14 protein-coding genes are annotated in these 14,070 nt (G+C 69.7%); 13 read left to right on the top strand and 1 reads right to left on the bottom strand.

Annotated elements, in window-relative coordinates; all coding sequences use genetic code 11:
- Positions 1-66: 66 nt before the first annotated feature.
- The gene (locus tag AC5W54_RS08725) at positions 67-1,461 is read right to left on the bottom strand and encodes a coniferyl aldehyde dehydrogenase (RefSeq protein WP_495961686.1); all 1,395 of its coding nucleotides are present in this window, start codon (positions 1,459-1,461) and stop codon (positions 67-69) included.
- Positions 1,462-1,586: 125 nt separating this feature from the next.
- Here AC5W54_RS08725 and AC5W54_RS08720 point away from each other — a divergent pair, with 125 nt between their 5' ends.
- The 13 genes from AC5W54_RS08720 to lpxL all read left to right on the top strand — a co-directional run bounded on the left by AC5W54_RS08720 (position 1,587) and on the right by lpxL (position 13,964).
- On the top strand, positions 1,587-2,720 hold the full coding sequence (locus tag AC5W54_RS08720; RefSeq protein WP_495961685.1) for a GNAT family N-acetyltransferase: 1,134 nt from the start codon (positions 1,587-1,589) through the stop codon (positions 2,718-2,720).
- Between the two features lie 59 nt (positions 2,721-2,779).
- Positions 2,780-3,130, top strand: coding sequence for a cell division protein FtsB (gene ftsB, locus AC5W54_RS08715; RefSeq protein ID WP_495961684.1), 351 nt, complete (start codon positions 2,780-2,782; stop codon positions 3,128-3,130).
- Positions 3,127-3,849 (top strand): 2-C-methyl-D-erythritol 4-phosphate cytidylyltransferase, encoded by a 723-nt coding sequence (gene ispD, locus AC5W54_RS08710; protein WP_495961683.1) that lies wholly within the window; start codon positions 3,127-3,129, stop codon positions 3,847-3,849. Before ftsB ends, ispD begins: the two co-directional genes overlap by 4 nt.
- 18 nt (positions 3,850-3,867) lie before the next feature.
- The gene (ispF, locus tag AC5W54_RS08705; protein ID WP_495961811.1) at positions 3,868-4,356 is read left to right on the top strand and encodes a 2-C-methyl-D-erythritol 2,4-cyclodiphosphate synthase; all 489 of its coding nucleotides are present in this window, start codon (positions 3,868-3,870) and stop codon (positions 4,354-4,356) included.
- On the top strand, positions 4,349-5,413 hold the full coding sequence (truD, locus tag AC5W54_RS08700) for a tRNA pseudouridine(13) synthase TruD (protein ID WP_495961682.1): 1,065 nt from the start codon (positions 4,349-4,351) through the stop codon (positions 5,411-5,413). The genes ispF and truD overlap by 8 nt, the downstream gene beginning before the upstream one ends.
- Before the next feature lie 28 nt (positions 5,414-5,441).
- Positions 5,442-6,188 (top strand): 5'/3'-nucleotidase SurE, encoded by a 747-nt coding sequence (gene surE, locus AC5W54_RS08695; protein WP_495961681.1) that lies wholly within the window; start codon positions 5,442-5,444, stop codon positions 6,186-6,188.
- Positions 6,175-6,855 carry a protein-L-isoaspartate(D-aspartate) O-methyltransferase gene (locus AC5W54_RS08690; RefSeq protein WP_495961680.1) on the top strand — a complete coding sequence of 227 codons (681 nt, stop codon included), beginning with the start codon at positions 6,175-6,177 and terminating at the stop codon, positions 6,853-6,855. The genes surE and AC5W54_RS08690 overlap by 14 nt, the downstream gene beginning before the upstream one ends.
- Entirely contained in the window at positions 6,852-7,877 is a 1,026-nt protein-coding gene (locus tag AC5W54_RS08685; RefSeq protein WP_495961679.1) for a DUF368 domain-containing protein, read from the top strand. Before AC5W54_RS08690 ends, AC5W54_RS08685 begins: the two co-directional genes overlap by 4 nt.
- The gene (locus AC5W54_RS08680) at positions 7,870-9,063 is read left to right on the top strand and encodes a peptidoglycan DD-metalloendopeptidase family protein (RefSeq protein ID WP_495961678.1); all 1,194 of its coding nucleotides are present in this window, start codon (positions 7,870-7,872) and stop codon (positions 9,061-9,063) included. The genes AC5W54_RS08685 and AC5W54_RS08680 overlap by 8 nt, the downstream gene beginning before the upstream one ends.
- A 129-nt stretch (positions 9,064-9,192) precedes the next feature.
- Positions 9,193-10,194: an RNA polymerase sigma factor RpoS gene (gene rpoS, locus AC5W54_RS08675; protein WP_495961677.1), complete on the top strand. Its 1,002-nt coding sequence runs from the start codon at positions 9,193-9,195 to the stop codon at positions 10,192-10,194.
- Positions 10,195-10,330: 136 nt separating this feature from the next.
- Complete coding sequence (locus tag AC5W54_RS08670; RefSeq protein WP_495961676.1) at positions 10,331-11,779, top strand: TolC family outer membrane protein; 1,449 nt, start codon at positions 10,331-10,333, stop codon at positions 11,777-11,779.
- A 153-nt stretch (positions 11,780-11,932) separates the two neighbouring features.
- Positions 11,933-13,045 (top strand): alanine racemase, encoded by a 1,113-nt coding sequence (alr, locus tag AC5W54_RS08665; RefSeq protein ID WP_495961675.1) that lies wholly within the window; start codon positions 11,933-11,935, stop codon positions 13,043-13,045.
- A gap of 4 nt (positions 13,046-13,049) precedes the next feature.
- Entirely contained in the window at positions 13,050-13,964 is a 915-nt protein-coding gene (lpxL, locus tag AC5W54_RS08660) for an LpxL/LpxP family Kdo(2)-lipid IV(A) lauroyl/palmitoleoyl acyltransferase (protein WP_495961674.1), read from the top strand.
- Positions 13,965-14,070 lie beyond the last annotated feature (106 nt).

Raw genomic sequence — 14,070 nt, 5'->3', positions numbered from 1 at the left:
CAATGGTACGCCGTGCCTGGCCTGATTTGTAGTTTTATTACCGCGACCTTCGTCGCGATCCTTGCGTCAGAGCCCCAGTAACCGTAGCAGCCAGCGTCGATAGGGCGGGTCGAGCAGTCCTACGGCATTGCGCCGGGCCTGCTGGAAGACGCCGCGCTCGTGGCTGAAGCGCCGGAAGCCCGCTTCGCCCTGATAGGCACCCATGCCGCTCTCGCCCACGCCGCCGAAGGGCAGGGCCGGCACGGCGTTGTGCCACAGGGTGTCGTTGAACACCACCCCACCGGAATGGGTCTCGTGCAGGAGGCGCTGGCGCCGCGCCGGATCGTCGGTGAAGGCGTAGAGTGCCAGCGGATGCGGCCGGCGCTGGACGAAGTCCAGGGCGGCCTCGAGATCACGCACGCCGAGGATCGGCAACCAGGGGCCGAAGATCTCCTCGCGCATCAGAGCGAGCCCTTCGTGGGGGTCGATCACCAGGGTCGGCGGCAGCTTGCTGCCCTCGCGCAGCTCGACCGGCTCACCCAGCGGGATCACCCGGCAGCCGTGGTCCCTCGCCTCCTCCAACATGGCAGCGAGTCGCTCGCGCTGCCTGTCGCCGAGGATGGCGGTGTAGTCGTCACCGGCGCTGCCGCGGGGGTGGAACCGCTTGACCGTACGGGTCAGGGCCTCGACGAAGGCGCCGAGGCGCGGCTCGTCGATCAGCACATAGTCCGGGGCGATGCAGGTCTGGCCGGCGTTGAGCCATTTGCCGAAGGCGATGCGCCGGGCGGCGTGCTCGAGGTCGGCGTCGTCGGCGACGATGGCCGGGGTCTTGCCGCCGAGCTCCAGGGTCACCGGCGTGAGGTTGGCGGCGGCGGCGCGGGCCACCTCGCGGCCGACGCGGGCGCTGCCGGTGAACAGCAGGTGGTCGAAGGGCAGGGCGGCGAAAGCGCGGCCAACCTCGACCTCGCCGGTCACCACGCGGAGTTCGTCGGCGGCGAAATAGCGCGCCGCGAGCCGCGCCATCAGGGCGCTGGTGGTGGGGGTCTGCTCGCTGGGCTTGATCATCACCCGGTTGCCGGCGGCCAGGGCGTCCACCGCCGGCAGCAGGGCCAGGTTCCACGGGTAGTTGGCGGGCGCGATGATGCCCACCACCCCCAGCGGCTGGCGATGGACGCGGCCGCGGGCGGGCCACAGTCGCAGCGGCATCGCGGCGCGCTTCGGGCGCATCCAGCGCCTGAGGTGGCGACGGGCGTGGCGCACGGCCTGCAGCACGGTGGCGACCTCCGCCAGGCGGGTCTCGGCCTCGGCACGGTGGCCGAAGTCCTGGCGGATCGCCTGGACGATCTCGTCACGATGATGACGGGTCATGGTCGCCAGGCGGGCGAGGCGGTCGCGTCGCGTCGCCAGCGACGGGAAGCGCTCGGCGGCAAAGGCGTGGCGCTGCTCGTCCAGGCGCGCCTGCAGGTCACTGGCGTTGGCCATGCACATCTCCCTTGGCATGTGGCGAAAACCGGTAGTGGAACGGGCGGCAAGGTCTGCGCACAATGTAGGCCTTCGGCCGGCCGCTTGTCAGCCGGTTCCGCCCTGCCTTCGCCGCGGGAGACCCCATGTCCGAGCTGATCCTCAAGGAGTTGCCTGCCATCGAGGCGGTGTCGCCCGCGCGGTGGAACGCCCTGGTGGGCGACGACCACCCCTTCCTGCGCCACGAGTTCCTGCATGCGCTGGAGGCCAGCGGCGCGGTGGGGGCGGCCACCGGCTGGGTGCCGCGCCACCTGACGTTATGGCAGGGCGAGACGCTGGTCGGCGTCATGCCCCACTACCACAAGCACCACTCCTTCGGTGAATACGTCTTCGACTGGGCCTGGGCCGAGGCCTGGGAGCGCGCCGGCGGACGCTACTACCCCAAGGGACTCAGTGCCATCCCCTTCACCCCGGCGCCGGGGCCACGGCTGGCGCTGGCCGAGGGCGTCGACCCGCGCGCCGCCCGCGAGGCGCTGACCGGGGCCTGGGAGGACGGCACCCTGTCGAGCTGGCACCTGCTGTTCGCCGAGGAGCGCGAGGTGGAGGCCTGGCGGGAGGCCCGCCCCGGGCTGCTGGTGCGCCATGGCGTGCAGTTCCAGTGGCGGGATCGCGGTTACAGCGACTTCGCCGGCTTTCTCGCCGCCCTGACCTCGAAGCGGCGCAAGGCGATTCGCCGCGAGCGCCGCCTGGTGGCCGAGCAGGGCCTGACCCTGCATCGACTGGAGGGCGACGAGATCGACGCCCGGGCCATGGCCCACTTCTTCCGTTGCTACGAGATCACCTACCTGGAGCGGGGCCGTCATGGCTATCTCAACCTCGACTTCTTCGAGCGCCTGCGCCGCACCCTGCCCGAGGCGCTGGTGCTGATTCAGGCACGCCTCGACGGCCGGCCGGTGGCGGCGGCGCTCTGTCTGCAGGGCGCGCGTACCCTCTATGGCCGCTACTGGGGCAGCGAGGTGGTGGCCGACTGCCTGCATTTCGAGGCCTGCTATTACCAGGGCATCGAGCACTGCCTGGCCAAGGGGCTGACCACCTTCGACCCCGGCACCCAGGGCGAGCACAAGCTGGCCCGAGGCTTCGCGCCGCGCCGGCTGCGCTCGCTGCACCACATCGCCGATCCCGGGCTGCGCGCGGCCATCGCACGCTTCTGCGCCGAGGAGCGGGTCCATGTCGACGCCTATCGCCACGCGGCACGGCAGGCGTTGCCGTTTCGGGCGTGAGGGCGACGGACTAAGGTGGCATAATGCCTGCCATTGTCGTGTCGAGACGGAATTCCCGGATGCTCAAGTGGCTGGCCATCGTGCTGATCGTCCTGCTCGCCCTGCTGCAGTATCGCCTGTGGCTGGGGGAGGGGGGCATCCGCGACCTCGCCCAGGTGCGCGAGCGTGTCGCCGCCCTGGAGGCGGAGAACAAGCCGCTGCGTGATCGCAATGCCCGGCTCGCCGCCGAGGTGGTCGACCTCAAGACCGGCCTCGACGCCATCGAGGAGCGCGGGCGCAGTGACATCGGCATGGTGCGCGCCGACGAGCAGTTCTTCTGGGTGCCGGGCGTGGCGGTCGAGGCGGCTCGACAGGAGGCCGGCGTCGGCCTGGCCGAGAACGCACCGCGGCCCATGGAGGCGAGCCGATGAGCGCGGCGCCCTGGCTGGTGGTGCCCGCCGCGGGGCGGGGCCGGCGCATGGGCGCGGATCGCCCCAAGCAGTACCTGCCCCTGCACGGCCGGCCCGTGCTGGTGCACACCCTGGCGCGGCTGCACCAGGCCTTCCCCGCGGCCCGGCTCTGCCTCTGCCTGGACGTCGACGACCGCTACTTCGACCCGGGCTGGGTGCCCTTCGCCGACTGGCGCCGGGTGCCCGGCGGGGCCGAGCGGGTCGACTCGGTGATCAATGCCCTGGATGCCATGGTGGGCGAAGCCGGCGAGCACGACCTGGTGCTGGTCCATGACGTGGCCCGCCCCTGCGTTACCGTCGCCGACCTGGTGCGACTCCACGCCGCACTCGCCGATGACCCGGTGGGCGGCCTGCTCGCCGTGCCCGCGGCCGACACCATGAAGCGCGACGATGGCGCCGGGCGAGTCGGCGCCACCGAGTCCCGGGAGGGCCTGTGGCACGCCCTGACACCCCAGGGGTTCCGCTACGGCCTGCTGCGCCGGGCCCTGCGGGAGGCGCGGGCGCGAGGCCTCGCGGTGACCGACGAGGCCTCGGCGGTAGAGGCCCTGGGGCAGGCGCCGCGGCTGGTCATGGGGAGCCGCGACAATCTCAAGATCACACATCCCGAGGACCTGGCACTGGCCGCGCTGGTGCTGGCCGCCCAGGCTGCCTCGTCGTCCACCACCGAGGAGTCGAGCTGAGTGGGTGAGAACAGCATGATGCGAATCGGCCACGGCTTCGACGTCCATCGCTTCGGCGCTGGCGACCACCTGATGATCGGCGGCGTTCGGCTGCCCTTCGACCATGGCTTCGTCGCCCACTCCGACGGTGACGTGCTGCTGCACGCCGTCTGCGATGCCCTGCTCGGTGCCTGTGCCCTGGGAGACATCGGTCGCCATTTTCCCGACACCGACCCGGCCTGGGCCGGCGCCGACAGTCGGGCGCTGCTGCGTCGGGTGGCGGCGCTGGTACGGGAGGCCGGCTACCGGGTCGGCAACCTGGACGCCACCGTGATCGCCCAGGCGCCGAAGCTGGCCCCGCATATCGCCGCCATGGTAGCCACTATCGCCGCCGACCTGGGGCTCGAAGCGGGGGCGGTGAACGTCAAGGCGACCACCAGTGAGCGGCTCGGCTTCACCGGTCGCGGCGAGGGCATCGCCGCCGAGGCGGTCGTCCTGCTGTGGCGACGGGAGCCGGCGAGTGACTGAGCCCGTGCACGACATCATCGACTGGCCACCGACCTGGCCCCGGGCGCTGGATGACGCGTTCGGCCCGCCGGGGGCCGGTGGCTACCGGGCCTGTCCCGAGGACTTCGAGGTCGAGGAGTGCCTCGGCTTCGCTCTCGAAGGCGAGGGTGAGCACCTCTGGCTGTGGATCGAGAAGCGCGACCTGACCACCGCCATGGTGGCGCGCGAACTGGCGCGGCTCTGCGAGACGTCGCCCCGGGAGGTGGGCTACGCCGGGATGAAGGATCGCGTTGCCGTGACCCGTCAGTGGTTCTCGGTTCAGTTGCCCGGTCGCGAGGCGCCCGCGGCATTGGTCGAGCGCCTCGCCGGACTCGGCATCCGGGTGCTCGACCAGGGACGGCACCCACGCAAGCTCAAGCGTGGCGTACACCGCGGCAACCGCTTCCGGCTGCGGATCACCGGGGCGGCGGTCGAGGATCCGCGGTTCCCGGTGCGCTGGGAGTGGCTCTGTCGCCACGGCGTGGCCAACTATTTCGGCCCCCAGCGCTTCGGCCCCGACGGGCGCAACCTGTTGCGTGCCCGCGCCCTGCTGGCGAGGGGGTGGCGCAAGCGCGACGACCGCGACGGCATGCTGCTCTCGGCGGCGAGGAGTTTCCTGTTCAACGAGCTGCTGGCGATGCGCTTGCGCGCGGAGAACTGGGCGAGGCCGCTGGCCGGTGAAGTGGTGATGCTCGATGGCACCGCCAGCCAGTTCTCCGTGGCGACACTCGACGCCGAGCTGTCGGCCCGGGCCGAGCGACTCGACCTGCACCCCACCGGCATCCTGTGGGGGGTCGGCGACTCGGTGGCCGACGGCGAGGCCCGGGCCTTCGAGGCGGCGCTGCCCGAACGCTATCCGGCGTTGTGCCGGGGGCTCGAGCGTGCCGGGGTGCGCCTGGCCCGACGGGCGCTTCGCCTGCGCCTGGCCGAACCCGCCCTCGAGCGGGACGAGGACGCGATATGGCTGTCGTTCGGGCTGCCGCGGGGCGCCTTCGCCACCGCGGTGCTGCGGGAATTGATCATGCACCCCGGTCTGTGACCGGGGGCGAGGCAAGCGAGGAATGACGATGCGACGATTGCTGCTCTCCAACGATGACGGGGTGCACGCGCCGGGGCTGCGCGCCCTGCATGACGCCCTCGTTCGCCATGCGAAGCTGCGCGTGGTGGCGCCGGATCGCGACAAGAGCGGAGCGAGCAACTCCCTGACCCTGAGCCGGCCACTCGCGCTCGCCGCCCTCGACAACGGCTTCTACAGCGTCGATGGCACGCCGGCGGACTGCGTCTACCTGGGGGTCAACGGGGTCTGGGACGAGAAGCCCGATCTGGTGATCTCCGGCATCAACCATGGTGGCAACCTGGGCGACGATGTGCTCTATTCGGGCACCGTGGCCGCGGCCATGGAGGGGCGCAACCTGGGCATGGCGGCGATCGCCATGTCGCTGGTGGGCTCGCGCCACTTCGATACCGCCGGCCGGGTGGCGGCCAGCCTGGTGGGGGCGGCGGACCAGCTCTCGCTGCCACCGCGCAGCCTGCTCAATGTCAACGTGCCCGACCGGCCCTGGGACGAGATCCAGGGCTTCCGGGTCACCCGCCTGGGCTATCGTGGCCCGGCGGCCCGGCCGCTGGAGGTGCGCGACCCACGGGGGCGGGTGCGTTACTGGATCGCCGCCGTCGGCGAGAACGCCGATGACGGCCCGGATACCGACTTCGCCGCCGTGGAGGCTGGCTTCGTTTCCATCACCCCGCTGCAGACCGATCTCACCCGGCATGCGGCGCTCGACGACGTGCAGGGCTGGCTGGATGCACTCACCTGATCTACGCCCCGATCTGCTGCAAGGGATCGGCATGACATCGCAGCGAACCCGCGACCGCATGGTCGCCCGCCTGGCGGATCAGGGCATCCGCGATCCCAGGGTCCTGGAGGTGATGGCGCGGGAGCCGCGCCACCTGTTCCTCGACGAGGCGCTGGCCCACCGCGCCTACGAGGACACCTCGTTGCCCATCGGCCACGGCCAGACCCTCTCCCAGCCATGGATGGTGGCGCGAATGACCGAACTGGTGATCCAGGAGCAGCCGGCCCGGGTGCTGGAGATCGGCACCGGCTCCGGCTACCAGACCCTGGTGCTGTCGCGGCTGGTATCGGAACTCTGGTCGGTGGAACGGATCAATGCCCTGCACCGTCGAGCGGGACAGCGGCTGCGGCGGTTGGGCGCCCACCAGGCACGGTTGCGCCTGGCCGACGGCGGTCATGGCTGGCCGGAGGCGGCACCCTTCGATGTCATCCTGCTGACCGCCTGCGCCTCCGAGCTGCCCGAGCCGCTGCTGGCCCAGCTCGGCGAAGAGGGGGTGCTGATCACCCCCCTGGCCGATGCCCGGGGGCGCCAGTGGCTGACCCGGGTGCAGCGCCAGGGCAGCCAATTCGAGCAACAGCGGCTGGAGTCGGTACGCTTCGTGCCGCTGCTGGAAGGAGTCATTCGTTGAAGCGACATTTCGGTATCTTTCTCAGGGGCGCCGGCATGGGGGCCGCCGACGCGGTACCCGGCGTCTCCGGCGGGACCATCGCCTTCGTCACCGGGATCTACGAGGAGCTGATCCACACCGTCAAGCAGTTCGGTCCCAGCGCCTTCGTCGCCTGGCGTCGGGGAGGGCTGCCGCTGCTGGCGGCCCACCTCAATCTCGCCTTCGTGATTCCGCTGCTGGCCGGCATTGCTGTCAGCCTGGTCAGCGTCGCGCACCTGGTGGTATGGCTGCTGGAGGACCACCCGCTGCTGCTCAACGGCTTCTTCTTCGGTCTGGTGGCGGCCTCGGCGATCGTGGTCAGCCGCCACCCCAGCGACTGGAGGTGGTGGCACCTGCTGCCGCTGGTGGCCGGGCTGCTGCTGGCCCACTGGCTGCCGTCGCTGATGCCGCTGATCACGCTGCTCGGCAGCGCCAACCTGATGCTGGTGGTGGGGGGCGCCATTGCCATCAGTGCGCTGTTGCTGCCAGGGGTGTCGGGGAGCTTCCTGCTGCTGACCATGGGCCTCTACGGTACCGTGATGCAGGGTATTCGCAGCTTCGACCTGGGGCTGATCGCCATCTTCGGGGTGGGCTGCCTGATCGGCCTGTTCTTCTTCTCGCGCCTGCTCTCCTGGCTGTTGCGCCACCATCATACCGCTACCCTGCAGCTGCTGGTCGGCTTCATCGTCGGTTCGCTGCCGGTACTCTGGCCCTGGCGCGAGCTGGTACGCTATCAGCTCGGCCCGGAAGGGCAGATGATTCCGCTGGACTACCGCTACCTGACGCCCGGCGACTATGCCCAGCTGACCGGCGATGCCGCTCAGCTCCCGGCGGTCGTGGCGTTGATGCTGGTCGGGGCGGCCCTGGTCCTGCTGCTGGGCCATACCGGGCGGAACGTCGGGCCGGCGGCACCGCTATCCCCTGATTCCCGTGAGTCCGGCGCCGCCAATGGGCCAGGCGCCTCTCATCGGTCAGACAACAAGGAGGAAGGCTCCGATGCGTAAGGTATTGCTGATTTCCGGCCTGGCCCTGGCCGTGGCAGGGTGTGCCGCCCAGCAGGGCCAGGCGCCCCAGGTGCAGGTCCGGGACCTCTCCGCCAGCCGCGAGAGCACCGCCTCCGGCAGCTATACGGTGGAGGCCGGCGACACCCTCTATGGCATCGCCTGGCGCCACAACATGGATTATCGCGATCTGGCGCGGCTCAACCAGATCAGCCCGCCCTATCAGATTCAGCCCGGTCAACAGCTGGCGTTGACCCGCGACGGCGACGCCTCGGCGCGGGCGCCTGCGGAAGAATCCGATGGCGGGCGCGGTGCGGTGGCCACCGGCCTCGGTGGCAGGCAGACCACCACCGTACAGGAGGGTGACCTGGACTGGTTGTTGCCCGACGACGAGGCCATCGAGCGCAACCGCCGCCTGACCGCCCAGCGCGAGGAAGACGAGAGGCGGGCCGAGGGGCCCAGCGAGGCGGCCATGGCGGGCGCCGCCGCGGTGACGGGGGCGGAGCAGGGCCCCGGCCCGATCTACGACTACGACAGCCCCGGGGCCGATGGCTCGCTGAGCGAACGCGACCTGGCCGAACGGCGTGCCGCGGCAGAGCAGGCCACGCGCCAGCAGGAGCCGCGGGAGACCGCCGAGCGACCGGCCGAGCGACCGGCCGAGCGGGCGGTGGAGACGAGCCGCGAGGTGGCCCAGGCCGACCCCGAACCGGAACCGCGGCAGGAGCAGCAGGCACCCGGGCCCGACGCGGGCACGGCGGTGGCCGGCGCCACGGAGTCGAGCCAGAATCGCGACGGGCGCAGTTACACGCCGGTCGACGAGGTGGCCTGGCAGTGGCCAGTGGACGGCGAACTCGTCGGGCGTTTCGGCGAGGGGTCGACCATCACCGCCGGCATTGATATCGCCGGGCAAAAGGGGCAACCTGTCAGAGCAGCCGGACCCGGGATCGTGGTCTATGCCGGCAGCGGGGTGAGGGGGTACGGCAACCTGGTCCTGCTCAAGCACAACGACCAGTTCCTGAGCGCCTATGCCCATAACGACAGCCTGCGGGTCCGCGAGAACGATGTGGTCGAGGCCGGTGAGGTGATCGCCACCATGGGCGATAGCGACGCCGAGGACGTCAGGCTGCACTTCGAGGTGCGCAAGGACGGCCAGCCTCAGGATCCCCTGGAATTCCTGCCGCCACGTTGAGTGCGGTGGTTCATCGGGCGGAATGCTGCATCATTGCCACCGGGACGTAACACAATAATAACCGCAAGCGCCGATCCTCCCGCAGGGGAGTCATACGGCGAGCAAGTCGCAACCATGGGGTAGCAACCGATGAGCATGCTTGAACGGGACCTTCAGGATGTGAATCTCGAGTCGGACGAGAGTGCGGACGACGTGGAGATCGAGGAAGTGGGGGCGGTCGTCGAGAGCGATGTTGACACCGCCAGCGACGATGAGGCCTTCGAGAAGGCGCTGAGCCGCGAGGACCGCAACTATCATCACAGCCTCGACGCCACCCAGATCTATCTCAACGAGATCGGCTTCTCGCCGCTGCTGACGCCGGAGGAGGAAGTCCACTTCGGCCGCCTGGCACGCCAGGGGGATCCCATGGGGCGTTCGCGGATGATCGAATCCAACCTGCGCCTGGTGGTCAAGATCGCGCGTCGCTACCTCAACCGTGGCCTGTCGCTGCTCGACCTGATCGAGGAGGGCAACCTGGGCCTGATCCGCGCGGTGGAGAAGTTCGACCCCGAGCGCGGTTTCCGCTTCTCCACCTATGCCACCTGGTGGATCCGCCAGACCATCGAGCGGGCACTGATGAACCAGACCCGCACCATCCGCCTGCCGATCCATGTGGTCAAGGAACTCAACATCTACCTGCGGGCGGCCCGCGAGCTGACCCAGAAACTCGACCACGAGGCCACCGCCGAGGAGATCGCCGATTACCTCGACAAGCCGGTGGAGACGGTCAAGAAGATGATGGGGCTCAACGAGCGGGTCTCCTCGGTGGACTATCCCATGGGCGGTGAGAGCGACAAGCCGCTGATCGAGACCCTGGCCGACGACAACGACCAGGGGCCCGAGTCCTCGCTGGTCGATGGCGACGTCAAGCAGCACGTCGACGAGTGGCTGGCCGAACTGACCGACAAGCAGATGGAGGTGGTGGTGCGCCGCTTCGGCCTGCGCGGGCACGAGGCGGCGACCCTGGAGCAGGTGGGCGAGGAGATCGGCCTGACCCGCGAGCGGGTGCGCCAGATCCAGGTGGAGGCGCTGAAGAAGCTGCGCCGCCTGCTCGACAAGCAGGGCTTGTCGCTGGACGCCATCTTCGAGTGAACGAGCGCCGACATCCCGTCGGCGCCCTTCGTCGATTGCCTGCCCGGCGTCCCGCGTGCTGTTTTGTTGCAAGGTGATGGGCGAGCATGGCAGGGAATCGGCTCCATGCCCTGTCCGACACCAGGAATCTCGCACCATGTCTCGTTCAACTCCCTCCCGCCCGGTCCTCCGCGGCCTGTCCCTGCTGATGGGGCTGGCCGTCGCCGGCTCGGTCCAGGCGGTCGACCTCTGGACCGTTGCCCGCGACGCGCTGGACAACGACGCCGGCCTGGCCTCGGCCCGCTCGGGCTTTTCGGCCGTGGAGGCGGGGCGCGACATCCAGCGTGGCAGCCTGCTGCCCCAGCTCTCGGCCGGCGGTAACCTGACCCACAACCGCGTCTACGAGAGCCAGGGCAACGGGTTCACGCGCGAGATCCCCGATGGGTTCGGGGTCCGGGACGAGGAGGACTACAACAGCCTCGGACTCAGCCTGGAGGCGAGCCAGGCGGTGTTCGATGCCTCCCGGCGCGCCCAGCTCGAGCGTGCCGAGCGCGAGATCGACCGCGAGGCGCTGTCCCTGGCGGCCACCGAGCAACAGCTGCTGTTCGACGTGGCCGAGGCCTACTTCGAGATCCTGCGCGCCCACGACATCCTCTCCGCCCGGCGCTCACAGGAGGTCGCCATCAGCCGCCAGCTGGAGCAGGCGCGTGAGCGTTTCGAGGTGGGGCTGATTGCCATCACCGAGGTGCACGAGGCCCAGGCGTCCTTCGACCTGGCGCGGGCCCAGCGCATCGCCGCCGAGAGCGCCATGCAGGTCAGCTTCGAGGCGCTGGAGCGGCTCACCGGCCAGCGCTACGACAGCATCGACGGGCTGGCCGCGGACCTCCCCATCGAGCCCCCCGAGCCGCTCGGCCGCGACGACTGGGTCACGCTGGCCATGACCCACAGCCCGGTGCTGCAGCTGGCCGAGGCCGGTATCGAGGTGGCGCGCAGCGAACTCGAGGTCTCCCGCGCCGGCCGGATGCCGACGCTGGAGGCCTTTGCCGCCTACCACTACGCAGACAACGACCGCAGCGGTGTCTCCGGTTACAACTCCTCGAGCCAGCTCGGGCTGCGGGCGAGCATGCCGCTCTACACCGGCGGCACCACCCGGGCGCAGATCCGCCAGGGCGGCTTCACCCTGGAGGCGAGCCAGTACGACTTCGAGACCCAGCGCCGCGATACCGTTCAGCAGGTGCGCTCGTTGTTCACTCAGGTGAGCAACGACGTGGAGACCGTGGAGGCGCGCGCCCAGGCGATCGTCTCCAACCAGAGCGCCCTGGAGGCCACCCGCTCGGGCTACGAGGTGGGCACCCGCAACATCGTCGACGTGCTCAACGCCGAGCGTAACCTGTTCAATGCCGTGGCCGATCATGCCGAAGCCCGCTATGACTACGTGCTGGGCCTGCTGCGCCTGCAGCAGCAGGCCGGGCTGCTCGACGCCGAGTCGATCCAGGTGGTGAATGCCTGGCTGCGCAGCGAGCAGGCGGTCTCCCTCGATCTGCCGGACGAAGCGAACTCCGACCCGGTGATGAACATCGGCGAGCGTCCCCAGGCGCCCGAGTGAGTGGAGTGATTATCGTAACATTCTGCTGTCCATGCTCGTTTCATTAGAGTGAATAGCGGGTATTTTCCGTAAATTCGGTGGTATTTTCCATGAAACGAACATAAATCTGGCAGATAATCCTTGGCTTTATGTCCATCGCTTCAGGGATCCGCCATGACCCGGCCACTGTTCGCCGATATCGACCTCGACGCCCTGCGTCACAACTACCGACTCGCCCGCGACCTGGCCCCCCACAGCCGGGCGTTGGCGGTGCTCAAGGCCGATGCCTATGGCCATGGGGCAGTGGCCTGTGCCCGTGCCCTGGAGGATCTGGCGCCGGCCTTCGCCGTGGCCTGCCTCGAGGAGGCGGTGACCCTGCGCGAGGCCGGCATCACCGCGCCGATCGTGCTTCTCGAGGGCGTCTTCGAGGCCGACGAGCTCGAGCGGGTCGAGGCGCTGGGGTTGTGGATGGTAGTCCACAGCGACTGGCAGTTGGATGCGCTGCTGGCCCGGCGACCGGCCCGGCCGATCCCGGTCTGGCTCAAGGTGGACTCGGGCATGCACCGGCTCGGTTTCCCTCCCGAGCGGGCCGAGGCAGTCTGGGCGCGCCTGGCCGATGCACCGCAGCACGCCTGTGATCTGCACCTGATGAGTCACTTCGCCACCGCCGATGCCCTGGATCCCGGCTACTTCCGGCACCAGCTGGCGCTGTTGAATCGCCTGGCCGAACGCCTGCGGGCACCCACCTGCCTGGCCAATTCGCCGGCGACCCTGGCCTGGCCCGAGGCCCATGGCGCCTGGAACCGCCCCGGCGTGATGCTCTACGGTGGCGACCCCCTCGAGGCCTCCAGCGAGGCGAGCCGGCGCCTCGCCCCGGTGATGACGCTGCGCTCGCGGCTCATCGCCGTGCGCGAGCTCGCGGCCGGCGAGCCGGTGGGCTATGCCGGGCGCTGGAGGGCGCCACGGCCGTCACGGATCGGCGTGGTGGCGGCAGGCTACGGCGACGGCTATGATCGCCATGCCCTCGACGGCACGCCGGTGTTGGTCGATGGCCGCCGCACGGCGATCGCCGGCAAGGTCTCCATGGACATGCTGACGGTCGATATCACCGAACTCCCCGCTGCCGATATCGGCAGCGAAGTGGTGCTCTGGGGCCGCGCCGGCAATGGCGAGGTGCTCTCGGTGGACGAGGTGGCGCGGCACTGCGACACCATCAGCTATACCCTGCTCACCGGGGTGCTGCCGCGGGTGCCGAGACGGTATCATGGCGGTTTTGTTGACGGATAATGGCATGTCACGGAAAGACTACCCCAGTTCCTACGCCCACCCCCGCTACTGGCCCGTCTGGTTGGCCATCGGCGCCATGTACGTCGCTGCCTGGCTCCCCTGGCGGCTCAAGCTGTGGGTCGGCAAGGGGCTCGGCTTGTTGGTCTGGCGGCTGGTCAAGCGCCGTCGGCATATCGTCGAGACCAACCTGCGGCTCTGTTTCCCGGAACTGGACGACGCCCGGCACCGCCGGCTGGTGCGCGAGACCTTCATCGCCAACGGCATCGGCGTCCTGGAGACCGCCACCGGCTGGTGTCGCGACCCCGAGCACCTGCGCCATCGGGTCACCTTCAAGGGACAGGAGCACATGGCCCGGGTGCAGGCCGAGGGCAGGGGGGCGCTGATCATCGGCGTGCACTTCTCGACCCTCGACCTGGGCGGTGCCCTGCACTCGCTGTTCTTCCCGGCAGACGTGGTCTACCGGCCCCACAACAACCCGCTCTTCGAGCGCTTCATGACCCGGGCGCGCAAGCGCATCTTCGGCACCGCCATCGACCGGCGCGATCTGCGCGGGTTGGTGCGTCGGATCAAGGCGGGCCATCACGTCTGGTACTCGCCGGACCAGGACTTCGGCCGCGACACCAGCGTCTTCGCCCCCTTCTTCGGCGTCGAGACGGCGAGCATCAAGCTCACCGCCAAGATCGCCCGCATGACCGGCGCGCCGGTCATGCCGCTGATGTTCCATCGCAATCCCGACGATCGCACCTATACGCTGGAGTATCTGCCGCCCCTGGAGGATTTTCCCAGCGGCGATGAAGTGGCCGATGCCGCACGGGTGAACGCCTTCATCGAGGGCGCGATCCGCAAGCATCCCGAGCAGTACCTGTGGCTGCACCGGCGCTTCAAGACGCGCCCTGAAGGCGAGCCGGGGTTCTACTGAAGCATGGCGGGCGTCACAAGGCGTCACGCTCGGTAACTTGCCATTCCGCGTCATGGCGACAAGCCTGGAAGGGACCACGGGACGAATCCTTCGCCCCGAACGGACG

Source organism: Halomonas sp. LMYGS-3 (assembly GCF_059509875.1).
Note: the sequence above shows the minus strand (reverse complement) of the source record. Positions and strands in the feature narration are given on the sequence as shown.